A 22,648-nucleotide genomic window follows, 5' to 3' on the forward strand; every position below is an offset into this window, starting at 1 on the left:
TTAATATGCAACACGAATCTCCTATTATTCGTCGCAAATCAACCCGTATTTATGTGGGTGATGTGCCGATCGGTGATGGTGCACCAATTGCTGTGCAATCCATGACCAACACAAGAACAACAGATGTCGCCGCGACCGTCGCTCAAATAAGAGCTTTGGAAAAAGTGGGGGCTGATATCGTTCGCGTATCTGTACCGACTATGGATGCCGCTGAAGCCTTTAAGCTCATCAAGCAGCAGGTCTCTATTCCTTTGGTTGCTGACATTCACTTCGACTACCGTATTGCTCTTAAAGTGGCAGAGTATGGGGTCGACTGTCTGCGTATTAACCCTGGTAACATCGGTAACGAAAGCCGCATTCGCTCTGTTGTGGACTGTGCTCGTGATATGAATATCCCGATTCGTATTGGTGTTAACGGCGGTTCTCTTGAAAAAGAGATCCAAGAGAAATACACAGAGCCGACAGCAGAAGCACTGGTTGAATCTGCAATGCGTCACGTCGATATCCTAGACCGTCTGAACTTTGATCAATTCAAAGTCAGTGTTAAGGCTTCTGATGTATTCCTAGCCGTCGGCTCATACCGTTTGCTTGCTAAGCAGATTGATCAACCTCTTCACCTTGGCATAACCGAAGCGGGTGGTGCGCGTGCAGGCTCAGTGAAGTCAGCGGTAGGTTTAGGAATGCTTCTTTCTGAAGGTATCGGCGATACCTTGCGTATCTCGCTAGCGGCAGATCCAGTTGAAGAGATCAAAGTTGGCTTTGATATTCTTAAATCTTTGCGCATTCGCTCACGTGGCATCAACTTCATTGCATGCCCAAGCTGTTCTCGCCAAGAGTTCGATGTTATTAACACCGTGAATGCTCTTGAAGAGCGCTTAGAAGACATAGTGACTCCAATGGATGTCTCTATCATCGGTTGTGTCGTTAACGGCCCTGGTGAAGCTGAAGTGTCTCACTTAGGCCTTGCGGGTAGTGCACGTAAGAGTGCCTTCTACGAAGATGGCAAGCGTCAGAAAGAGCGTTTTGATAACAATGATCTTGTCGACAAGCTTGAAGCTAGGATCCGAGCGAAAGCATCGGTGCTTGATAAAGCAAATCGCATTGATGTAGAAAACTTAGAAGATTAATACAACGCGATGGGGTGTGATTGTCTATTCGCACTAACACCTGGTCGCGAGACATTACGGAATAAATACTGTGGCTAAAAATATCCAAGCAATTCGAGGCATGAACGACTGCCTTCCAACTCAATCACCACTGTGGCAGAAAGTAGAAAGCGCAGTTAAAAGTGTGGTGAGTGCATACGGTTACAACGAAGTACGTATGCCTATCGTTGAAGAAACTAATCTATTTAGCCGTGCCGTTGGTGAAGAGACAGACGTTGTTTCTAAAGAGATGTACACCTTTGATGACCGTAATGGCGACAGCCTGACGCTGCGTCCAGAAGGCACAGCAGGTTGTGTACGTTCATGTATTCAAAACAGCCTTATCAACCGTGATGAGCAGCGCCTATGGTACATGGGTCCAATGTTCCGTCACGAGCGCCCTCAAAAAGGTCGTTACCGTCAATTCCACCAATGTGGTGTTGAAGTGTTTGGCCTAGACGGTCCAGACGTTGACGCAGAACTTATCATGATGACAGCACGTCTATGGCGTGAACTAGGCATTGATAAGCACGTTCGCCTCGAGCTGAACTCAATCGGTTCTCAAGAAGATCGAGTAAGCTATCGCACAGCGTTAGTGGCTTTCCTTGAGCAACACATTGATGTGTTAGATGAAGACTGCAAACGTCGCATGCACACTAACCCTCTACGTGTACTTGATACTAAGAACCCGGATGTTCAAGCGATCTTAGGTGACGCACCTCGACTATCTGAATATTTAGGTGAAGAATCGAAGCAACATTTTGCTGGTTTGTGTGAACTTCTTGACGCTGTTGGTATCGAATACCAAGTTAATGAGCGTCTAGTACGTGGCCTAGATTACTACAACCGCACAGTATTTGAGTGGATCACTGATAGCCTTGGTGCTCAAGGTACAGTTTGTGGCGGCGGTCGTTACGATGGTCTTGTTGAGCAACTAGGCGGCAAAGCAACAAATGCTGTTGGCTTTGCAATGGGTCTAGAGCGTCTGGTTCTTATGATGGAAACGTTAGAGCTAACAGAAGTTCGCCGTAGCGTTGACGTATACGTGGTTGCGGCTGGCGACGGTACTATGATCGCAGGCATGCAGTTAGCGAATCAATTACGCGATACCGTTGAAGGCGTACGCGTAATGAACCACTTCGGTGGTGGTAACTTCAAGAAGCAATTCAAGCGTGCTGACAAAGTAGGTGCTGTTGTAGCATTGGTACTTGGTGAGAACGAAGTTGCTGACAATACAGTTGTGCTAAAAGATCTGGTTGGCGGCGAGCAAGAAACCGTGTCTCAAACGGAAGTTGCAGAGAAAGTTGCTGCGCTAATCTAATTAGCCATTGAGCAAACGCTCATCATGAATATCAACGTCAGCACTATGCTGGCGTTTAAAGAATTAAAGAGGACAGGAAGTGGAACTTTACGATAGCGAAGAGCAACAAGTTGAAGCCATTAAAGATTGGTGGAAAGAGAACGGTAAAGCCGTAATCTTTGGTGCAGTTATTGGTTTAGGCGGTCTATTTGGCTGGCGCTATTACCAAGATTCAGTCGTTGAAGCGCGTGAAGTCGCTTCAGAAGGCTACACCTCTGTAATTTCAGCTCTTGATGCTAAGGGCGTTGATGCTCAATCTGATATTCAAGCTTTTATCGACGCTAACAAAGACGCTGAATACTCTGTACTTGCTGCTATGCAATTAGCAAAAGCGCAAGTTCAAGCGGGTGAGCTTGCAGCAGCACTTGAACAGCTTGAGTGGGCAAAATCGGCAACTAAGGATGCGGCACTTACGCCACTACTGACTTACCGTGCGGCACGTATCAAAGCTGAGCAAGGTGAATTTGACGCAGCATTGACTGATCTTGAAGCGATGACTGACGAATCTTGGACTGGCCGTGTTGCTGAACTGCGTGGTGATATCTCACTTCGTAAAGGCGATACAGATGCGGCTTACAGTGCTTATTCTGAAGCACAACAAGCAGCTGATGCGAGCCAAACGCTTCAAATCAAACTTGACGACCTAGCTAAATAAGGCGCTTTGAATGAAGAAGATGTTTCCAAAAGCGGCGTTGTGTGCGATTGCTCTTGGCCTATTGGCTGGCTGTGCGGGCGAAGAAGACACCGTAATCATGGCGCCAGTACCAATAGTAAATAGCGAGTTCACTCCTAGCCAGGAATGGTCTACGTCGGTTGGTGATGGTGTTGGTCACTACTTTTCAAAACTAACGCCAGAATTGGCTTACGACAAAGTGTTTGTTGCGAGCCGTGAAGGTATGGTTAAAGCGCTTGATCCTGAAACAGGTAAAGAGCTGTGGAAGGTCGATCTTGAGCAAGAAGTACTGGCTCGTTTATCGGGTGGCTTAACGGCGGCTTACGGCAAAATATTTGTTGGTTCTGAAAATGGCGAAGTGATCGCGATGGATGAATCAACCGGTGAAGAGCTGTGGCGTGTATCAGTGAATGGTGAGGTGCTTGCATCCCCTGCAACTGAAAGCAACATGGTTATTGTTCATACTAGCCGCGGCATGTTGGTCGCGTTAGATCAAGAAAGCGGTGAACAGAAGTGGACCATCAGTACTGAAGTTCCAAGCCTAACACTTCGTGGCGATAGCTCGCCTGTTGCTGTTTCTGGCGGTGTATTCTGGGGAACGGCAAATGGTCGTTTAGCAGCCGCAATCGTTGACCGTGGTCAGCTGATTTGGCAACAGCCAGTAGGTACACCAAAAGGCGCAACGGAAATCGATCGCTTGGTTGATGTTGATGCATCACCGATTGTTCTTGGCGGAACCTTATATACCGTAGGTATCAATGGTCAGCTAATCGCTATCGATCTTCGTTCTGGTAAGCCAATTTGGAAGCGTAACTACTCGTCAGCGATTGACTTAGCGAGTGATGGTAGCCGTTTGTTTGTCGTTACCGACAAAGATCATGTGGTTGCGGTTGATGCGCGTAGTGGTACTGAACTTTGGAGCACTCCATTGTTAGAAAACCGCTTACTGACAGCACCTGCTATTATTAATGGTTATGTCGTTGTGGGTGACACAGAAGGTTATCTGCACTGGTTAGATCGTTCATCGGGTGAGTTTGTTGCTCAACAGCTCGTCGATGATAGCGGCTTTGCGGTTGCGCCAATTGAAATGCCTGAAGGCTACTTAGTGACGACTCGCAATGGCGATGTAAAGAAACTAACGATTAGCCAATAAAAGCGTGATACAATTCACAGTCGGCTCCTGGTTGGTAACAGCTAGGAGCCGTTTTGTTGTTATAAATTAATAAACCGTGTGGTTATAGGTAAGAGTTTAAACTTGCGATCAAGTGCTTACCTATAACTACATTTAGAGAAGAAATTGTAGAGGTTGTTATGGTACCTGTTGTTGCTCTAGTAGGGCGTCCGAACGTAGGTAAATCTACGTTATTTAACCGATTGACTCGAACTCGTGATGCATTGGTTGCGGATTTCCCTGGCTTAACGCGTGACCGTAAATACGGTCATGCTCATTTTAGCGAGCATGACTTTATTGTTATTGACACTGGTGGTATCGACGGTACTGAAGAAGGTGTTGAAACTAAAATGGCTGAACAGTCGCTAGCGGCGATTGATGAAGCTGATGTCGTTCTATTTATGGTAGATGGCCGCGCGGGTCTAACACCTTCAGACGTGGCGATTGCTAAGCACCTTCGTCAACTAGAAAAGCCTTCAATGCTAGTCGTAAACAAGGTTGATGGTATTGACCCTGATGCTGCAAGTGCTGATTTCTGGCAACTAGGCGTAGAAGACATGTACCAAATCGCTGCAGCGCATGGTCGTGGCGTAACAGCGTTGATTGATCTTGCTCTTAACCCGTTCGCAGAAGCGTTAAAAGCTGAGAATGGCGAAGTAAGCGATTTGACTGAGTTTGAAGACGAAGAAGAAGAGCAAGTTGATTTCACTGAAGAAGAAGCGGAAGAAGAGTTCAAGCGTCTTCAAGATCAACCGATTAAGCTAGCGATCATTGGTCGTCCGAACGTAGGTAAATCAACACTAACTAACCGAATTCTTGGTGAAGAACGTGTGGTTGTTTACGATATGCCGGGCACAACTCGTGACTCTATCTACATTCCAATGCAGCGTGATGAGCGTGAATACGTTCTAATCGACACTGCTGGTGTTCGTCGTCGTAAGAATATCAACGAAACAGTAGAAAAGTTCTCAGTGGTTAAAACACTGAAAGCAATTGAAGATGCTAACGTTGTATTGCTGCTTATTGATGCTCGAGACAACATCTCTGATCAAGATTTAAGCTTGTTAGGCTTTGCGTTGAATGCTGGTCGTTCAATTGTTATTGCAGTAAACAAGTGGGATGGTCTAGACAGCGATGTTAAAGATCGCGTTAAGAAAGAACTAGACCGTCGTTTAGGTTTCGTTGATTTCGCACGTATTCACTTTATCTCTGCACTTCACGGTACAGGTGTTGGTCACTTGTTTGAATCTGTTCAAGAAGCTTACAAGTCAGCAACGACTCGTGTTGGTACTTCTGTTCTAACTCGTATCATGAAGATGGCAACCGATGATCACCAACCGCCTATGGTTCGTGGCCGTCGTGTGAAACTGAAATACGCGCACGCTGGTGGCTACAACCCACCGATTATCGTTATTCACGGTAACCAAGTACGTAACTTGCCAGATTCATACAAACGATTCTTGATGAACTACTACCGTCGTTCACTAGAGATTATGGGTACACCTATTCGCATTCAATTCCAGAACAGCGAGAACCCATTTGAAGCTAAGACAACCAAGCTGACAATCTCTCAAGAACGTAAACGTAAGCGTATGATGAGCATGGTTAAAGGTCGTAAGTAAACCTTTCCAATAGATTTGATACCCGAGCCTGTCTCGGGTATTTTTTTAAGCAAAATTCACGTTAAGCCATAACTGCACGCTTTCGTATCGCTATGGCTTAACGAATCAGACTAGATTCAAAAAGAAGAATGATATGACCACTAGCGATTTGAATACATCCGCGTCAGCAATCACCCCAACCATCACTCAATTTTGTCACCAGGCTTGGCAGCTTAATGCCAAGGCGTTGTACGTTGAAAACGATGACAGCAAAACCTACCTGATCACCGACATGACACCTTTCCACCCTGTTAGTCATATTTGGCCCGATCACCCAGCAGACCGAGGTTTTGTCAGCGTAAATGGTGAACAGTATATTGTTGAAGATTGCCTTGTTGGTGCAGTGGAGCAATCTACTGGAAAACTTCATATCGCAGCAGATATCCCTGTTAAGCGAGATACGGAAGGTTGGGCGTTTGTGGTTGTTCATCAACTCCCCGCATCTGCTTCTATGATTAACATTAACGACGAAGTCGGGTTGACGGTAGATAAAGAGTACCAAGCAAGCCTTAGCCGCGGTCACAGTGCTGGCCACATCGCTTTCTTAGCGCTGAATAAGGTATTGGCTGAGAGTTACTGGCGTAAAGATGCAGATAGAAAAGATCCACTCGGCAGCTACGACTTCAATAGCTACGCACAAGTGACTAGCTTTGTGACTCCAGAGTTATGTACAGACAAGTATCGTTTGGGTAAAACCTTGAAGAAGCGTGGTTTGAACGTTGCAGACATGCTAGCGAACCTTGATGGTATTGAAGCCGATATCAACCAGATGATTTCAAGCTGGCTCGCAGAGTCGACGCTAGTAGGAATGAGACTGGAAGGTGAGGCATTAACAGACTCTCGCTATTGGGAATGGCAGCTGGATAGCGATACCTTAGTGTCTATTCCGTGTGGTGGTACTCACATCGAGAATACGTCAGAACTTAAGTCTTTATCGGTTAATTTAACCCAGTTAGATGACCAGCATATTGAAATGCTGACGCATGTAATACGATGATTTAGACTACAGATCGAAATGGCTTATGCTGTTTATTTTGTTTTAATATGTAACTTTTAATATAAATGACCATTTAAAATTGAAATGCAGCACATGTAACTTATGCTTTCGGTGTGTGGTGATATAAATATTCTTTTTGGGGTAGATCGCTGATCAAAATAGATAAAGCGAAAGATCAACCTATGATCTTCGATTGTGTGTACCGCTTATTTAGTGTGTTATTATTAACCAATAGTAAGCTTGCATAAGAACAAGCTGTGCCCGATTACACAATTGAAAGCTTTAGTGAATGGAACAACAATTTTTATTAGAAGGTCATCGAGCCGTCAATAGCTTGCTGCGGAAGCTTGCTCTTGGGTTGGATCGCAAAGATTTAAACCACAAGATTATTCAGCTTACCGAGCAGCTTTTTGGGCAGCGTATGGCTTCAATTTTATTGCTTAACTCAGAGTCGAAGACTTTACACCTTGAATATGCCCCAAACTTGCCTGATTTTTACAATCAACAGATAGAAGGGGTAGGGATTGGTGCAGGCATTGGTTCTTGTGGCGAGGCGGCTGCGCTTAAGAAAGCGGTGATGGTCTCCAATATAAATGCACACCCAAATTGGACACCTTTCTTAGCGTTAGCTAATCAAGCCAATTTGCATGCCTGTTGGTCGGTGCCAATTATCTCATCGCACGGTCATGTATTGGGTACTTTCGCCGTTTATAGTCAGTACACCTCTGAGCCACACGAATTTGAGCTTGAGATCTTAGAGTTGCTTGCTTCTTTGTATTCGGTGGCGCTAGAGAAGTTTGAACTTGAAAACCAACTTAACTTTTTTGCCAGTCATGACTCCCTGACACATTGTTTGAATCGTCGAGCGTTGTTAAGTGAAGCTGAGAAAGTTCTGGTTAAACAATGTTTTTCAAACAAAGTGATGGCATGCCTGTTTGTTGATGTCGATAAATTTAAGTCGATCAACGATACTTATGGCCATAGTTTTGGTGATGAAGTGTTACTGACTGTTGCAAAAGTTCTTGATGAGGCGACCACTGCATGCGCCAAGATCGGCCGTTACGGCGGTGATGAGTTTGTGGTTTTTGCTTGCTTTGATGATAATGAAAGTGTTGTTACCTTTTACCACAACTTAGAGAAAGCTTTACAACAAGCTCTTTATATTAATGATGTGCAGTTCTCGGTGAGTGTTGGCCTGTCTTGTGAGAAAGCCCCTCAAGGATTAGACCAGTTGATCGCACAAGCTGACAAGAACATGTATCAAATCAAGCAAGCTAAGTCTTAGCAGTAGTAGATTGTAAAAATAGTAGTGAATTAGGAAATGCTAATGAGTGAAAATATCTGCCCTAAGTGCCAGTCTGATCTTGCTTGGGATGGCAAATACCACTGTGAAAGCTGTCAGGTTCACTTTACTAAAGTTGGATTTTGCCCAGAGTGCGATGGTCAACTCGAGAAGCTTCAAGCCTGTGGTTCAGCGAGCTATTTTTGTAATGGTGATTGCAACGAGCTTAAATCTAAGTCGAGAGTGAAATTCGAATTTCAACAAGCCGATTAATCTGTAGCGGTATGGTTGGATGACAATTTGTGATGTTTATTAGAGGCTCAATATGAAGATATTGGGTCTTTTTTGTCTCTGGCGAATACGTTTGTGTCATCTTGGTTCATTCTCATCGTCACTGCACCAATATAAAACATAGTGACATGATTACTATGCACTCTATTGGTGTGACTTGATTTTAAGTTCCATTAATACAATAGCTTATAAATTTATTGGTCGCTTTTTAAGTTTGGCACTCTTCTTGTAACTCTGTAATTGAATAACAAAAATACAATTATGGAGTAATATCATGAACAAGGTGTTCAATTTATCGCTAGCTGCACTGTGTACAACACTTTCATTTTCTTCTGCAACAGTGCTTGCTGCTGATGAGACCATCAAGGTCGGTGTTCTACATTCACTCTCTGGCACTATGGCTATCAGTGAAACAACGCTAAAAGATACCGTGTTGATGCTCATTGAAGAGCAGAACAAAAAGGGCGGTTTGCTTGGCAAGAAGCTAGAGCCTGTCGTTGTTGACCCTGCGTCAAACTGGCCGCTATTTGCAGAAAAAGCGCGCGAGCTTATCGAAAAAGAAAAAGTGGATGTGGTGTTCGGGGGGTGGACATCGGTATCACGTAAATCCATGTTGCCTGTTTTTGAAGAGCTCAACAGCATCCTTTTCTATCCAGTACAGTATGAAGGTGAAGAGTCTTCTAAAAACGTTTTCTATACTGGCGCCGCGCCAAATCAACAAGCGATTCCTGCCGTTGATTACTTAATGGATGAACTGGAAGTGGAGCGCTGGGTACTTGCTGGTACTGATTACGTTTATCCACGCACCACCAATAAGATCTTAGAAGCCTACCTAAAAGATAAAGGTGTCGCAGAAGAAGACATCATGATCAACTACACGCCATTTGGTCACTCTGATTGGCAATCTATCGTTTCAGACATCAAAAAGTTCGGCGAAGCAGGCAAGAAAACCGCTGTAGTTTCTACTGTGAACGGCGATGCGAACGTGCCTTTCTACAAAGAGCTTGGCGCTCAGGGCATTTCATCTGAAGATATCCCAGTTATTGCATTCTCTGTTGGTGAAGAAGAGCTATCGGGTATGGATACTGAACCTCTTGTTGGGCACTTAGCTGCGTGGAACTATTTCATGAGCGTCGATACGGAAGCCAATGAAGAGTTTGTTGAAACATGGCAGTCATTCATTAAGAGTGACAAACGCGTAACGAATGACCCGATGGAAGCACACTATATTGGTTTCAACATGTGGGCTCAAGCCGTGACAAATGCGGGTACAACCGACGCTGAAGCGGTGCAAGATGCCTTGATTGGTGTGTCTGTTCCTAACCTATCTGGTGGCTACTCAACCATGCTACCAAACCACCACATCACAAAACCGGTACTGATCGGTGAAATCCAAGATGATGGTCAGTTCGACATCGTTTGGGAAACCACAGGCTTAGTTGCGGGTGATGCTTGGTCTAACTACTTGCCGGAATCAGCAAAACTGTTCTCTAGTTGGTCTAAGCCATTCTCGTGCGGTGCGTTCAACGTTGAAACTAAGAAGTGTTCTGGCGGTAACTAGAATCATTAATTGTGAGCCTTGCCCTTGGTAAACATAGCTAAGGAAAGGCTCACAATTTTGAGGTAACAATAATTATCCACGTATCCATCAAGCAAAAATAACAATATCTAGCTAGGTGGACTAAGGAAGCAGGGATGAAAAACGTATTGAACGTATTTAAGGCGCTGTTGCTCATGGCTGTCAGTGCTCAGTTGGCTTTTGCAGGAATAGCGGATGAAGCTAGCTTTACCAAGGCGCTAGTTGGTAAGAAAACATCGGATAAAGAATTAGCTATCGATTGGGTGATTGAGACGCAAACGGAAGATGTGTCGAAACCTATTTTAGATGGATGGCTAAACGGCAATCTCTATTACTTCAATGATAAAAAAAACGAACATTATAAACAGCTCTATCTCATTCAAAACATCAAAACAGCGACGTCAGCTCAGTCAGTATGGGATGATTCAACGCTTAATATCGAGAATGCGAGACAGTTTAAAAAGGTTCGTGTGAATAACAAACTTCGCGGCATCTTGCGCGGGGAAATAGCCTCGATTGGACTGAACAGCAGTAACCCAGAGGTGCGCTATAAAGCGGTTCTGGATCTGTTAGGAACCAAAGATTCTGTCATCATCGAACGACTAACTGAACTCAGAACAAATGAATCAGATGGCAAAGTAGCCGAGCTAATGGATTTGTCGTTAGCCATTTTCACTTCTCTTAATAACAGTGCCACCACTGAAGATCGTGTGGCTTCAATTGAACGAGTTGGCGACTTCAAACATTCCGTGGTTCTGAAAACACTTAATCAACTACTGAGCAGTGAGCAAGACCCAAAAGTCTTGGCAGCGGCAGAGCGTGCGATGGACGGTTATCAACAGAGCCAAGCACTCTATTCGGGGGTAGAAACCGTATTCTTTGGTTTGAGCTTAGGTTCGGTATTGGTGCTGGCGGGCATTGGCTTGGCGATTACCTTTGGTGTAATGGGCGTTATCAACATGGCTCATGGTGAGCTGATCATGATTGGCGCATATACCACCTATGTAATGCAGTTGTTGATGCCCAATCATATTGGTTTAGCGTTGATACTTTCTATTCCTGCAGCATTCATTGTTTCTGGCTTAGTGGGCATTGTGATTGAGCGAAGCGTGATTCGTCATCTTTATGGTCGTCCATTGGAAACCTTACTCGCGACCTTTGGTATTAGCTTGATCTTACAACAAGCCGTTCGCTCGATTTTCTCTCCATTGAACCGCTCAGTAAGCACGCCTGAATGGATGTCTGGCGCACTTCAATTAAACCCAATGTTGTCTCTGACCTATAACCGACTTTATATCATCTTGTTCTGTGGTTTAGTGTTTATGGGCTTATTGATGGTTTTGAAAAAGACACCACTAGGCTTACAGGTTCGTGCGGTTTCTCAAAACCGTGGCATGGCGCGTGCGATGGGCATTCGTTCTGAGCGAGTTGATGCGATGACCTTCGGTTTAGGCTCTGGCGTTGCTGGTATCGCGGGTGTGGCACTTTCTCAACTGACTAACGTTGGACCGAATATGGGGCAGGCGTACATCATCGACTCATTTATGGTGGTGGTATTCGGCGGCGTTGGCAACCTATGGGGCACGTTAGTCGCAGGTTTAAGCCTTGGCTTATTCAATAAGATTTTAGAACCATGGGCTGGTGCGGTGCTCGCTAAAATTCTAGTACTGGTTTTCATCATTCTATTTATTCAAAAACGTCCACGCGGATTATTCCCACAACGTGGTCGTGCAGCTGAAGGTTAAGGACAACATCATGCAGTCTAAATCATTTGTACTTTCGGTGATGCGTGGTGACAAGGGTGGCCAACTGACCATACTTGCCATTCTTGCGGCCGTGATTCTTATTCCACTGGCTAACACCATGTTGCCAAGTGGACACCCATTCCATGTTGAGACTTTCACTATCTCATTGATGGGTAAATACCTGAGTTATGCGATGTTGGCGTTGGCACTCGATCTTGTGTGGGGCTATCTCGGGATCTTAAGTCTAGGTCATGGTGCTTTCTTTGCCCTTGGTGGTTATGCGATGGGCATGTACTTAATGCGCCAGATTGGTGACCGTGGAGTTTATGGTGATCCAATCCTTCCTGACTTTATGGTGTTCCTTGATTGGTCTGCGTTGCCGTGGTTCTGGCAGGGCTTTGATCAGTTGTGGTTTGCTTGCCTAATGGTGGTGTTGGTGCCGGGCGCGTTGGCTTACTTGTTTGGTTACCTTGCTTTTCGCTCTCGCGTATCTGGGGTTTATTTATCCATCATGACTCAGGCGTTAACTTACGCATTGATGTTGGCATTCTTCCGTAACGAGATGGGCTTTGGTGGTAACAACGGACTGACGGATTTCAAAGACATCATAGGTCTGAGCTTGCAGAGTGATGCGGTCAAGATAGGTCTATTTGTCGCGACTGGCATTGCGCTCATCCTTAGTTACATCGCCTGTCGTATGGTAGTGACCAGTCGCTTAGGTCGTGTGGCACTAGCGATTCGCGATACGGAATCACGCACTCGTTTTATGGGCTACGACGTCGATGGCATCAAGCTGTGGGTCTTCGTTCTTTCTGCGGTTATCGCGGGTATTGCCGGGGCTTTATATGTTCCTCAAGTTGGCATTATCAATCCGGGAGAGTTTGCACCGCTTAATTCGATTGAGATTGTGGTTTGGGTTGCCTTAGGCGGTCGTGCCACTCTGTTTGGTGCCATTGTTGGTGCGCTTATTATTAATTACGCCAAGAGTTGGTTCACGGTTGAATTTCCAGAGGTGTGGTTGTTTGCTCTGGGCGGTCTATTCGTACTCTCAACCATGTATTTCCCACAAGGTGTGATTGGCTTTGTCAGTGAGAAATGGCAACAACTGCGTAAAGCTTCGGGTTCACGAGGCAAGGGACGAGGAACATCAGATAAGAATGATCAGCCAGAAGCCAAGGAGGTGATCGCATGACCACATTTAATAGCGTTAAGGAATCGATCCAGGCTTTCACTCGTCGAGACGAAGTCTTTGACTACCTCAAACCTGATATTCACCCAGCCATAGATACTCGTCATAACGTGCTGTTGTATGTGGAAGGTGTCAACAAAAGTTTCGATGGTTTCCAAGCGATAAACGATCTTAATCTCTACATCAATGAGGGAGAGCTTCGCTGCATTATTGGTCCTAATGGCGCAGGTAAAACCACCATGATGGACATCATCACAGGTAAAACTAAGCCAGATACTGGCGAAGTGTGGTTGGGTTCGAACATCAACTTATTGAAGATGAACGAAGCCGAAATCGCCAATGCAGGCGTTGGGCGTAAATTCCAAAAACCGACCGTGATTGAGTGTTTAACCGTGTGGCAGAACCTTGAGTTAGCCATGGCCGGTGACCGTTCTGTGTGGGCGACCTATACAGCCGTGATGTCTGGCGAGCAGAAAGACAAACTTACCTCGGTACTTGAGTTGATTCACCTAAAAGACGAAGCCGCTAATTTGTCGGGTAACCTGTCTCACGGACAAAAGCAGTGGTTGGAGATTGGCATGTTACTGATGCAAAACCCTAGGCTGTTGCTGGTGGATGAACCTGTTGCGGGTATGACTCACCAAGAAATGGACCGTACCTCGGAGTTACTCAATTCATTGGCAGGCAAACACTCAGTGGTCGTTGTTGAACACGATATGGACTTCGTTCGTTCAATCGCTAGCCATGTCACCGTACTTCATCAAGGTCACGTGTTAGCAGAAGGCACCATGGATCAAGTGCAAGCTCACCCTGAAGTTAAACAAGTTTATCTCGGAGAATAGGATGCTAGAGGTTAAATCAGTTAATCAATTTTACGGTGAGAGCCATACGCTGTGGGATTTGGACATGCAGATCCCAGAAGGTAAATGCACGGTGTTGATGGGGCGAAACGGTGTCGGTAAAACGACGTTGCTGCAATGCATTATGGGGCTGGTTAAAGTCAAAAGCGGTGACATCTCATTATCGGGTGAGTCGCTTTTGAAAACCGATGCCGAAGATCGGGCTCGCCAAGGAATCGGTTATGTGCCGCAGGGACGTCAGATCTTTCCTATGCTCACTGTGCAAGAAAATCTAGAAGTAGGTTTACCGATTCGCGAAAAAGGCGACCGTAATATCCCTGAATTCATCTTCGATATATTCCCAGTGTTAAAAGAGATGCTGCATCGTCGTGGTGGTGATTTATCCGGTGGTCAGCAGCAGCAACTCGCGATTGGGCGTGCGTTGGTGGTTAACCCTAAGCTATTGATCTTGGATGAACCGACAGAAGGTATTCAACCCAATATTGTGCAAGAGATTGGTGACATCATTCGTATGCTTAACGAGAAGATGGGACTCACGGTACTGCTTGTGGAACAGAAGTTACCATTTGCTCGAAAGGTCGGTGATCGTTTCTGTATTCTAGATCGCGGACGTCAGGTTGCGGAAGGAGAAATGAAAGGGCTCAATGAATCATTGATCAAGGAGTACTTGACCGTATGAATTCTCTCTTTTCTCCGGGTGAAGTAAGAAATGCTTCTCTAACGGCCGCTTTGTCTCTTAATGAAACCATTGAACAAGATATTCGAGACGGTTGGCAAGCGAGCTTAAACCTCACCTTTGTCGACCGTGGTGATAAAACTGTATTAAAGAATCGTCAGCAGTCTGGTCCGCTTGCGGTGCAACGCCCCTTGTATCCTGATGGGGAAACGTGTCACACCTACTTACTCCATCCCCCCGGTGGAGTAGTAGGTGGTGACACTCTCAATATTGAAGCGACCATAGAAAGTGGCGCTCATGCGCTAATTACCACCCCCGGTGCCACTAAGTTTTATCGTTCTAATAATAAGTACGCCAAGCAGAAGCAGACCTTGCGAGTGAAGAAAGATGCACGCTTGGAATGGATGCCGCAAGAGAACATTTTTTTCCCTAATGCACACGTACGTTTAGACACTGAAATTCGGCTAGAAAAGGGCGCTCAGTTTTGGGGTTGGGAGATGCACTGTTTTGGGCGACCTGCACAGAATGAGGGATTTGAGCATGGTCACCTTGTAGGGAAAACAGAAATCTATCTTGATAATCAAAGGCTTCTCACTGAAGGTTTTAATTTTCATGGTGGCGATAAGTTAATGATAAATATGGGGTTACTTGATTTCTCAATGATGGGAACCTTTTATATTACGTCAAATGAGAAGCAAGATTTAGAGTTGGTACAGAGCTTGCTCTTATCTATTACACAGCAAGCTTCACAGCAATCAGTCACATCGAAAGTGCCGAATGAGCCCACATTAATAATGGGTGCGACGCAAATAGAGGGATTGATTGTGGTGCGAGCCTTGGGTAATTGGAGTGAAGATATCCTCCAGGCCTTTGGTCAGGTATGGCAAGCAACTCGCTCTCATTTGTGTGGTACGACTCCTGATTTACCAAGGATTTGGGCGACTTAGCGATTAGCCCTTTTTGTACCGAGGGCGACTTCCGGCCCTCGGTACATTTTTTAAAGCTTGCTGTGTTTGAATCTCACTTACTGTTCATGCGTTTTTGAGCACTAAGAAAACAACACTAACAGCGGGCGGCTAAATGGAATTAACACCAAGAGAAAAAGATAAGCTACTTATCTTCTGCGCAGGAATGCTGGCACAGCAGCGCAAACAAAAAGGCTTAAAACTCAACTATCCAGAATCTATTGCACTGATCAGCAGTGCCATTCTCGAAGGTGCCCGCGAGGGTAAAACCGTTTCAGAGTTGATGGATTTTGGACGCACACTGCTTACTGTCGATGACGTTATGGAGGGGATCCCTTCCATGATCCCTGATGTACAAGTCGAAGCCACTTTTCCTGATGGCACCAAGTTGGTGACCGTTCATGAACCTATCGTGTAGGGAGAAGTAATATGGCTGGTTCCACAAAACAATACTCAGGATTCGTTCCCGGAAAAGTCGAAACCGCTCCCGGTGACATCACTCTCAATGAAGGCCGCGACACAACGTCCGTTAAGGTTCAAAACATTGGCGATCGTCCTGTTCAAATTGGCTCTCATTACCACTTCTATGAAGCAAACCCTTCACTGATCTTTGACCGAGAAGCCACTAAAGGCTTTCGACTCAATATTCCTGCTGGTACTGCAACTCGCTTTGAGCCGGGTCAGTCGCGTAGCGTCGAGTTAGTGCGTTACGCCGGTAAGTTAGAGATCTATGGCTTCCAAGGAAAGGTGATGGGCAAGCTTTAAGCGCTCTTCACGGAAATAATTAAAATAACAAAGGATTGATCATGGCGACGATATCCAGACAGGCTTACGCCGAAATGTTCGGGCCAACAGTTGGAGACCGAGTGCGTCTTGCTGACACCGATTTATGGCTAGAAGTTGAAAAGGATTACACCGTATACGGCGACGAAGTGAAGTTCGGCGGCGGTAAAGTTATCCGTGATGGACAAGGGCAAAGCCAACGTCCAAGTGCCGAAACTCCAGATTTGGTGATCACTAATGCGATTGTGTTGGATTACTGGGGTATCGTAAAAGCCGATGTCGCCATCAAAGATGGTCGAGTTCAGGCATTGGGCAAAGCGGGCAACCCAGATGTTCAACCGGGCGTTGATATTGTGATTGGCCCGGGCACAGAGATTTTAGCCGGTGAAGGTTCAATCCTGACAGCTGGTGGCATTGATTCACACATCCACTTTATTTGCCCACAACAAATTGAAGAAGCGCTAGCTTCAGGTGTTACCACCATGATTGGCGGTGGCACTGGGCCAAATACGGGTACCAACGCAACCACATGTACGCCGGGGCCTTGGAACATGCACCGCATGCTGGAATCGCTCGATCAATTCCCAATGAACTTTGGTTTGCTCGGTAAGGGGAACGCTAGCCAACCGGAAGCACTACGTGAACAAGTAGCCGCAGGCGCAGTTGGTTTGAAGTTGCACGAAGACTGGGGAACCACACCTGCGTCAATCGATACCTGCTTGAGCGTTGCTGACGAGATGGACGTACAAGTGGCGATTCATACTGATACCTTGAATGAATCTGGCTTTGTTGAATCGACACTGGGTGCAATCGGCGATCGCGTGATTCATACCTATCACACCGAAGGTGCAGGCGGTGGTCATGCTCCCGATATTATTCGCGCTGCAGGCGAACCGAACGTTTTGCCCTCCTCAACCAATCCAACACGACCTTACACCATCAATACGGTCGATGAGCATTTAGACATGTTGATGGTGTGTCATCACCTTTCACCATCGATCGCTGAAGATGTCGCGTTTGCTGAATCGCGTATTCGCCGTGAAACCATTGCCGCAGAAGACATTCTTCATGACTTAGGTGCGTTTTCTATGATCGCTTCGGATTCTCAAGCGATGGGGCGAGTGGGTGAAGTAATAACTCGAACTTGGCAAACCGCGCACAAGATGAAAGTTCAGCGCGGTAGCCTAAAAGAAGATTCAGACTACAGCGATAACTTCCGTCTAAGACGTTATGTCGCTAAGTACACCATTAACCCAGCGATAACTCATGGCATGTCTCATGAAATCGGTTCGATTGAAGCCGGAAAATTAGCTGACTTAGTGTTGTGGAAACCTGCTTTCTTTGGTGTGAAACCAAGCGTGATTTTGAAAGGCGGCATGATCGCCATGGCACCAATGGGTGATCCAAACGCTTCTATTCCAACTCCTCAGCCAGTTCACTATCGCTCTATGTTTGGTAGCTATGGTAAGGCGTGTCAGAACACATCAATGCTGTTTGTCTCTAAGGAAGCCAAAGCGCAGAACATCGATAAGAAATTGGGTTTGCAGAGTTTGATTGGCGTAGTGAGCAACTGCCGAAACATCAGCAAAGCCGACATGAAGCTCAATGATTGGATGCCGAAGATTGAGGTGGATTCTCAGACGTATCAAGTACGCGCCGATGGTGAATTGCTAACTTGTGAGCCTGCTGAAGAGTTGCCAATGGCACAGCGGTACTTTCTATTTTAAGAGCTTGGCTGAAGGCTCTTGTTTAAAGGCTTAGCTGAGGGCTCTATTTTAACTCTCAATTGAGGGCTCTTTGACAGAAGTCTCTTATTCTAGTGACACTATTTTGAACGTTATAAATCTCACAAGGAGATTGAGGTAATAGCATGATTGAACTTACTCAAATTCAAGCCGAGTTGAACACGGCTCCAGATGGCTTTCTAAGTCTACCGATTGATAGCCGTATTAAGAGTCGTCTTAAAGTCACACTCGATGACGGTCGAGACGCAGGGCTGTTTCTACCACGCGGCCATATCTTGCGTGGCGGTGAACAATTAACTAGTGAGTGTGGCTTAACTGTCGAAGTGAAAGCGGCACCGGAAACCGTGTCGACTGTTTACTGTAAAGACTCGCATCTATTAACTCGTGTTGCTTACCACCTTGGTAACCGACATGTTCCGTTGCAAGTGGAAGCGGGCTGGGTGCGTTATCAACATGACCATGTTTTGGATGAAATGGTTGAAGGTTTGGGCGCGACAGTGACGACCGAAAAACAACCTTTTGAACCTGAAGGTGGCGCTTATGGCGGTCGCTCGGGTGGTCATCATCACCATCATTAATCGAGTCATTTGAGACTCACCCATTTATAGATACAACCACGATATTAATAACAATAATACCAATCACAGTAAGTAAGTGATCAACAATAGCGCAGAAAAAAGGCTTGAGAACAAGGCATAATTTTTCGATAAGTAGTTATTCTACAATCAAAAATTATAACGCAGTTATCGAGCATTTTAGCAAGCTAGGGTGAGCAATTATTTACTACGATTGGTATAAAGCAAGGAACTCGCGATGAACTTTAAAACAGCTGCAGGCTTATGCACTTTCACAATAGCTTCTCTAACAACATCGACATTGGCATTGGCTCACCCGGGGCACGGTTCGCATTCGGTTCATGAGTCTCACTCATTTATGTCTGGCTTAACTCACCCAGTGACAGGCATGGATCACCTAATCATGCTGATCGCTTTTGGTCTGCTAATTGGCGCACTTTCATTTTCCACCAAGACAAAAGCAGCTCTGATTTGCGGTGGATTGGTGTCTTTAGTGGTAGGGCTTATCGCAGGCCAAGCCCTAGGTTTCTCTGTGATTGTTGAGCCTGCCATTATCGCTTCTCTGTTTGTCGTCAGCTTATGTTTATGGCATGTATTCTCACCATCAACCAAGCGTGTAAACAGCGTATTAGTTGCTTCGATTGCTATGTTGTTTTTCCATGGTTACGCACACGGCGTTGAAGCCGCGAGCAACCTGACTCAGTTCGCAACAGGCATGAGTATCAGTGCTTTGGCTCTGATGGTTATCGGTACTTTTGTTGGTCGCGCGGTTTACTCTAAATGGTTGTCAGTCGGCGTGGCTTCAGCAAGCGCATTATTGCTGTTAGTCGCGTAGGCTCTCGAACTTATTTGATTCTAGAAGACTGAGGGCACGGTTATGACTACAACAGAAAATGTCGCCATCTATCGTCTGTTTCAATTGATCAGTCCGTCATTGCCGATTGGTGGGTTCACTTACTCGCAAGGCCTAGAGTTAGCGGTTGAAGCGGGGTGGGTGACCGATCGCGATAGCATGGAACAGTGGCTCAATACCATCGTCAGTTCCAGTATCGCAACCTTGGAATTGCCCATCTTAGAGCGTCTTTATCACGCGCTAGAAAAGGGTGAAATCGATGAGATTGAGCATTGGTGTAACTATTTATACTCAAGCCGTGAAACCAGTGAATTGCGAGCGGAAGAAAAGCAGCGTGGGCAGGCATTGAACACCTTGTTGAAGCGCTTGGATATCGATATTTCGCTGGTGGATTCTGTTGATAGTCATCCAAACCAATTGTTGGGCATGTGTATGGCGGCTCAGCATTGGGGTATTGATTTAGAAAATCTCAAGCAAGGTTACTTATGGAGCTGGCTTGAAAATATTGTTACCGCAGGCGTGAAACTGGTGCCTTTAGGTCAAACCGATGGTCAGTTGGCACTGATTAATATCACCAACACCTTTCCTGAGGTAATCGAAAAGGCAGGCTCGATAGAAGATTGGATGATAGGCAGCTTTTCGCCATCAATGGCATTAGCAAGTTCACTGCACGAAACACAATACACACGACTATTTCGTTCGTAGCGGTCAGCTAGAACGGTGTAGTAAAAAGAATATAAGGAAGTAGACAATGGAAAGTTATAAGCAACCCCTTCGAATTGGTATTGGCGGCCCGGTAGGGTCAGGTAAAACAGCGCTATTAGAGGTGCTATGTAAGGCGATTCGCGACAAGCTCAATATCGCCGTGGTAACAAATGATATCTACACCCAAGAAGATGCCAAGATACTTACGCGAGCAGAGGCTCTAGAACCAGATCGTATCATTGGTGTAGAAACGGGTGGTTGCCCACACACGGCGATCCGTGAAGATGCGTCGATGAACCTCGCGGCAGTAGAAGAGCTTGCTAAGCTGCATAAGAACCTTGATGTGGTATTCGTCGAAAGCGGTGGCGACAACCTCAGTGCGACGTTCAGCCCTGAGTTAGCCGACCTTACTATCTACGTGATTGATGTAGCGGAAGGGGAAAAGATTCCACGTAAAGGCGGGCCGGGTATTACGCGTTCTGATCTGCTAGTCATCAACAAGATCGATTTAGCACCGTATGTTGGTGCGTCACTTGAGGTGATGGAGCAAGATACGCAGCGCATGCGACTAACCAAGCCATATGTGTTCACCAACCTAAAAGAGAGCCAAGGCTTAGACTTCATCATCAACTTTATCGTGACAGAAGGCATGCTAACCATGAAGGAGCCTTCTACGATTGAGTAGAGTTTGAATACGTTCGCTTTCTTTTGAAGCCAATAGATACAAAAAAGCCCTTTTTATTATCGATAGGGCTTTTGGGTTTAAAGGATTTTTAACGTTCTAGTCGAAGCTAAAGCTCGCTCTTAGCAACTCTTGTTGTTACTTGCGATTCAATTACACCATCTTCAACTTGGGTGGTGATCACTTCGCCCACCTCAACATCGTTGATTGATGACACAGTCTTGCTCGATGCGGAATGAGTAATGCTGTAGCCACGCTTTAGAGTTGCCAGCGGGCTCACTGTTTCTAGCTTCTCGGCAGCCATAGCGAGCTGGTGGCGAGTGGTTAGTAGTGTTTTATCCATTGCATCCAATAGTTTTTGCTCTGAACGTTGCAGATGCAGCTTCTGTTCACCAAGGCGCTTCACTGGCGAGTTCAACTGAAGCTGATGTTGTTTACGTTCAACACGCTGCGCATGCTGCTTTAAGTATTGAGTCATACCACGACGTAAACGCATGTCTAAGTCATCAAGCTGCTGACTCTGCTTTTGCAGTTGGTAGCTCGGGTGTTGTTTCTCTAAGCGGTATTTCAACGTTTGAGTTGATTGCGCTTGTTTGATTAACACATGACGAATCGCACTCACTAAACGAGCACGTTTAGAGGCATAAGCTTGCTCTTTATGACTGTTGTCACGGCTAACCAATTCAGCGGCTGCTGATGGCGTTGGAGCACGCATATCTGCGACGAAATCGGCGATAGTGACATCAACTTCGTGTCCAACGGCGCTGATAATCGGGATCTGACTTGCTGCAATTGTGCGAGCAACGATCTCGTTATTGAAACACCATAAGTCCTCTAATGAGCCGCCGCCACGGCCAACGATCAATACATCACACTCGTTACGCTCATTGGCACGTCCAATCGCTTGAGCGATCTGAATCGAAGCTCCTTCACCTTGTACCATGGTCGGATACACGATGACTGGCAATGACGGGTCGCGTCTTTTCAGTACATCGAGAATATCGAAGAGGGCTGCGCCTGTTTTAGATGTGATAACACCAACGCACTTAGGGTGTTCTGGCAGAATTTGTTTACTGGATTGAGCAAATAAGCCTTCCGCCGCCAAGTTCATCTTAAGTTTTTCAAACTCTTGCTGAAGCTTGCCGTCACCTTCTGGCTGCATACTTTCGATGATCAGCTGATAGTCACCGCGTGGCTCGTAAAGAGACAGACGTGCTTTGACTAAAACTTGATTACCGTTCTGAGGCTTAAAAGTCACACGACGGTTATTGCCACGAAACATAGCGCACTTAACTTGAGCGCGAGAGTCTTTAAGCGAGAGGTACCAATGACCAGAGACAGGTGCAGAGAAATTTGAGATTTCACCAACGAGCCAGACTATTCCCATTTCGTTTTCTAATAGGAGACGAACCTCTGAGTTGAGGCGAGAAACAGTAAAGATGTTTGGATTAGTCATAGAAGCACTATCTTTCCTTGAAGGAAGGTCTTTCTTGGAATCTCACAGGGCGTGAGTATGGAAGATAGCGGCAATATAATACATAGCAAGGGGGTAAATGCAAATTAAAAATACAAAAATGTGTAGCCAAGCGATTTCGTTGGCCGTATAATCCGTCCGCAATATCTAATCCAAATGCAGTTTGATTTTCCTTAATTGGCTGCCCTCATTAGGCGAAACGATGAGATTGGATTGTTTCTTTTTACTCCTATTATT

The 22,648-nt window shown here is 45.7% G+C and carries 22 protein-coding genes; 21 read left to right on the forward strand and 1 reads right to left on the reverse strand.

Annotation, left to right across the window (positions count from 1 at the left end; all coding sequences use genetic code 11):
• The first annotated feature begins 5 nt into the window (after positions 1-5).
• From ispG to ureG, 21 genes are all read left to right on the forward strand, one after another.
• Positions 6-1,127 (forward strand): flavodoxin-dependent (E)-4-hydroxy-3-methylbut-2-enyl-diphosphate synthase, encoded by a 1,122-nt coding sequence (gene ispG, locus BCU75_RS21400; protein ID WP_017074118.1) that lies wholly within the window; start codon positions 6-8, stop codon positions 1,125-1,127.
• Between the two features lie 70 nt (positions 1,128-1,197).
• Positions 1,198-2,466 (forward strand): histidine--tRNA ligase, encoded by a 1,269-nt coding sequence (hisS, locus tag BCU75_RS21405; protein WP_102475024.1) that lies wholly within the window; start codon positions 1,198-1,200, stop codon positions 2,464-2,466.
• A gap of 79 nt (positions 2,467-2,545) precedes the next feature.
• The gene (locus BCU75_RS21410; protein WP_054548097.1) at positions 2,546-3,160 is read left to right on the forward strand and encodes a YfgM family protein; all 615 of its coding nucleotides are present in this window, start codon (positions 2,546-2,548) and stop codon (positions 3,158-3,160) included.
• A gap of 10 nt (positions 3,161-3,170) precedes the next feature.
• Positions 3,171-4,331, forward strand: coding sequence for an outer membrane protein assembly factor BamB (gene bamB, locus BCU75_RS21415; RefSeq protein ID WP_102475025.1), 1,161 nt, complete (start codon positions 3,171-3,173; stop codon positions 4,329-4,331).
• Between the two features lie 158 nt (positions 4,332-4,489).
• The gene (gene der, locus BCU75_RS21420; RefSeq protein WP_004735108.1) at positions 4,490-5,971 is read left to right on the forward strand and encodes a ribosome biogenesis GTPase Der; all 1,482 of its coding nucleotides are present in this window, start codon (positions 4,490-4,492) and stop codon (positions 5,969-5,971) included.
• 133 nt (positions 5,972-6,104) lie between these two features.
• On the forward strand, positions 6,105-7,007 hold the full coding sequence (locus tag BCU75_RS21425) for a metal-dependent hydrolase (protein WP_102475026.1): 903 nt from the start codon (positions 6,105-6,107) through the stop codon (positions 7,005-7,007).
• 289 nt (positions 7,008-7,296) lie between these two features.
• Complete coding sequence (locus BCU75_RS21430; RefSeq protein ID WP_102475027.1) at positions 7,297-8,292, forward strand: GGDEF domain-containing protein; 996 nt, start codon at positions 7,297-7,299, stop codon at positions 8,290-8,292.
• Positions 8,293-8,334: 42 nt separating this feature from the next.
• On the forward strand, positions 8,335-8,562 hold the full coding sequence (locus BCU75_RS21435) for a zinc ribbon domain-containing protein (protein WP_102475028.1): 228 nt from the start codon (positions 8,335-8,337) through the stop codon (positions 8,560-8,562).
• 292 nt (positions 8,563-8,854) lie between these two features.
• Entirely contained in the window at positions 8,855-10,141 is a 1,287-nt protein-coding gene (gene urtA / locus BCU75_RS21440) for an urea ABC transporter substrate-binding protein (protein ID WP_102475029.1), read from the forward strand.
• A 134-nt stretch (positions 10,142-10,275) separates the two neighbouring features.
• Positions 10,276-11,904, forward strand: coding sequence for an urea ABC transporter permease subunit UrtB (gene urtB, locus BCU75_RS21445; protein ID WP_102475030.1), 1,629 nt, complete (start codon positions 10,276-10,278; stop codon positions 11,902-11,904).
• Positions 11,905-11,914: 10 nt separating this feature from the next.
• Positions 11,915-13,096 (forward strand): urea ABC transporter permease subunit UrtC, encoded by a 1,182-nt coding sequence (gene urtC / locus BCU75_RS21450; protein ID WP_102475031.1) that lies wholly within the window; start codon positions 11,915-11,917, stop codon positions 13,094-13,096.
• On the forward strand, positions 13,093-13,935 hold the full coding sequence (gene urtD, locus BCU75_RS21455; protein WP_102475032.1) for an urea ABC transporter ATP-binding protein UrtD: 843 nt from the start codon (positions 13,093-13,095) through the stop codon (positions 13,933-13,935). The genes urtC and urtD overlap by 4 nt, the downstream gene beginning before the upstream one ends.
• A 1-nt stretch (position 13,936) precedes the next feature.
• Positions 13,937-14,632 carry an urea ABC transporter ATP-binding subunit UrtE gene (urtE, locus tag BCU75_RS21460; protein ID WP_102475033.1) on the forward strand — a complete coding sequence of 232 codons (696 nt, stop codon included), beginning with the start codon at positions 13,937-13,939 and terminating at the stop codon, positions 14,630-14,632.
• On the forward strand, positions 14,629-15,576 hold the full coding sequence (locus BCU75_RS21465) for an urease accessory protein UreD (protein WP_102475034.1): 948 nt from the start codon (positions 14,629-14,631) through the stop codon (positions 15,574-15,576). The genes urtE and BCU75_RS21465 overlap by 4 nt, the downstream gene beginning before the upstream one ends.
• A gap of 133 nt (positions 15,577-15,709) precedes the next feature.
• Entirely contained in the window at positions 15,710-16,012 is a 303-nt protein-coding gene (ureA, locus tag BCU75_RS21470; protein ID WP_004735119.1) for an urease subunit gamma, read from the forward strand.
• Positions 16,013-16,023: 11 nt separating this feature from the next.
• Positions 16,024-16,359: an urease subunit beta gene (locus BCU75_RS21475; protein WP_004735120.1), complete on the forward strand. Its 336-nt coding sequence runs from the start codon at positions 16,024-16,026 to the stop codon at positions 16,357-16,359.
• Positions 16,360-16,400: 41 nt separating this feature from the next.
• Positions 16,401-18,104: an urease subunit alpha gene (ureC, locus tag BCU75_RS21480; protein WP_102475035.1), complete on the forward strand. Its 1,704-nt coding sequence runs from the start codon at positions 16,401-16,403 to the stop codon at positions 18,102-18,104.
• Between the two features lie 143 nt (positions 18,105-18,247).
• Positions 18,248-18,700 (forward strand): urease accessory protein UreE, encoded by a 453-nt coding sequence (gene ureE, locus BCU75_RS21485; protein ID WP_102475036.1) that lies wholly within the window; start codon positions 18,248-18,250, stop codon positions 18,698-18,700.
• A 235-nt stretch (positions 18,701-18,935) separates the two neighbouring features.
• Positions 18,936-19,532, forward strand: coding sequence for a HupE/UreJ family protein (locus BCU75_RS21490; protein WP_102475037.1), 597 nt, complete (start codon positions 18,936-18,938; stop codon positions 19,530-19,532).
• 42 nt (positions 19,533-19,574) lie between these two features.
• Positions 19,575-20,255 carry an urease accessory protein UreF gene (locus tag BCU75_RS21495; protein ID WP_102475038.1) on the forward strand — a complete coding sequence of 227 codons (681 nt, stop codon included), beginning with the start codon at positions 19,575-19,577 and terminating at the stop codon, positions 20,253-20,255.
• A 46-nt stretch (positions 20,256-20,301) separates the two neighbouring features.
• Positions 20,302-20,940: an urease accessory protein UreG gene (ureG, locus tag BCU75_RS21500; RefSeq protein WP_102475039.1), complete on the forward strand. Its 639-nt coding sequence runs from the start codon at positions 20,302-20,304 to the stop codon at positions 20,938-20,940.
• A gap of 106 nt (positions 20,941-21,046) precedes the next feature.
• Here the strand turns inward: ureG and xseA are convergent, their stop codons facing one another.
• On the reverse strand, positions 21,047-22,393 hold the full coding sequence (gene xseA / locus BCU75_RS21505; protein ID WP_102475040.1) for an exodeoxyribonuclease VII large subunit: 1,347 nt from the start codon (positions 22,391-22,393) through the stop codon (positions 21,047-21,049).
• Between the last annotated feature and the right edge of the window lie 255 nt (positions 22,394-22,648).

This window comes from Vibrio splendidus (genome assembly GCF_002873455.1).
GTDB classification, from domain to species: Bacteria; Pseudomonadota; Gammaproteobacteria; order Enterobacterales; family Vibrionaceae; genus Vibrio; species Vibrio splendidus_J.

Excerpts from the sequence above, each read along its gene's own strand:
- urtB (WP_102475030.1), top strand. The coding sequence starts at position 10,276 with ATGAAAAACGTATTGAACGTATTTAAGGCGCTGTTGCTCATGGCTGTC.
- BCU75_RS21435 (WP_102475028.1), top strand. The coding sequence starts at position 8,335 with ATGAGTGAAAATATCTGCCCTAAGTGCCAGTCTGATCTTGCTTGGGAT.
- BCU75_RS21490 (WP_102475037.1), top strand. The coding sequence starts at position 18,936 with ATGAACTTTAAAACAGCTGCAGGCTTATGCACTTTCACAATAGCTTCT.
- BCU75_RS21495 (WP_102475038.1), top strand. The coding sequence starts at position 19,575 with ATGACTACAACAGAAAATGTCGCCATCTATCGTCTGTTTCAATTGATC.
- ureC (WP_102475035.1), top strand. The coding sequence starts at position 16,401 with ATGGCGACGATATCCAGACAGGCTTACGCCGAAATGTTCGGGCCAACA.
- der (WP_004735108.1), top strand. The coding sequence starts at position 4,490 with ATGGTACCTGTTGTTGCTCTAGTAGGGCGTCCGAACGTAGGTAAATCT.
- urtA (WP_102475029.1), top strand. The coding sequence starts at position 8,855 with ATGAACAAGGTGTTCAATTTATCGCTAGCTGCACTGTGTACAACACTT.
- urtC (WP_102475031.1), top strand. The coding sequence starts at position 11,915 with ATGCAGTCTAAATCATTTGTACTTTCGGTGATGCGTGGTGACAAGGGT.
- ispG (WP_017074118.1), top strand. The coding sequence starts at position 6 with ATGCAACACGAATCTCCTATTATTCGTCGCAAATCAACCCGTATTTAT.
- BCU75_RS21475 (WP_004735120.1), top strand. The coding sequence starts at position 16,024 with ATGGCTGGTTCCACAAAACAATACTCAGGATTCGTTCCCGGAAAAGTC.
- bamB (WP_102475025.1), top strand. The coding sequence starts at position 3,171 with ATGAAGAAGATGTTTCCAAAAGCGGCGTTGTGTGCGATTGCTCTTGGC.
- BCU75_RS21465 (WP_102475034.1), top strand. The coding sequence starts at position 14,629 with ATGAATTCTCTCTTTTCTCCGGGTGAAGTAAGAAATGCTTCTCTAACG.
- xseA (WP_102475040.1), bottom strand. The coding sequence starts at position 22,393 with ATGACTAATCCAAACATCTTTACTGTTTCTCGCCTCAACTCAGAGGTT.
- ureG (WP_102475039.1), top strand. The coding sequence starts at position 20,302 with ATGGAAAGTTATAAGCAACCCCTTCGAATTGGTATTGGCGGCCCGGTA.
- urtE (WP_102475033.1), top strand. The coding sequence starts at position 13,937 with ATGCTAGAGGTTAAATCAGTTAATCAATTTTACGGTGAGAGCCATACG.
- ureA (WP_004735119.1), top strand. The coding sequence starts at position 15,710 with ATGGAATTAACACCAAGAGAAAAAGATAAGCTACTTATCTTCTGCGCA.
- urtD (WP_102475032.1), top strand. The coding sequence starts at position 13,093 with ATGACCACATTTAATAGCGTTAAGGAATCGATCCAGGCTTTCACTCGT.
- BCU75_RS21425 (WP_102475026.1), top strand. The coding sequence starts at position 6,105 with ATGACCACTAGCGATTTGAATACATCCGCGTCAGCAATCACCCCAACC.
- ureE (WP_102475036.1), top strand. The coding sequence starts at position 18,248 with ATGATTGAACTTACTCAAATTCAAGCCGAGTTGAACACGGCTCCAGAT.
- BCU75_RS21430 (WP_102475027.1), top strand. The coding sequence starts at position 7,297 with ATGGAACAACAATTTTTATTAGAAGGTCATCGAGCCGTCAATAGCTTG.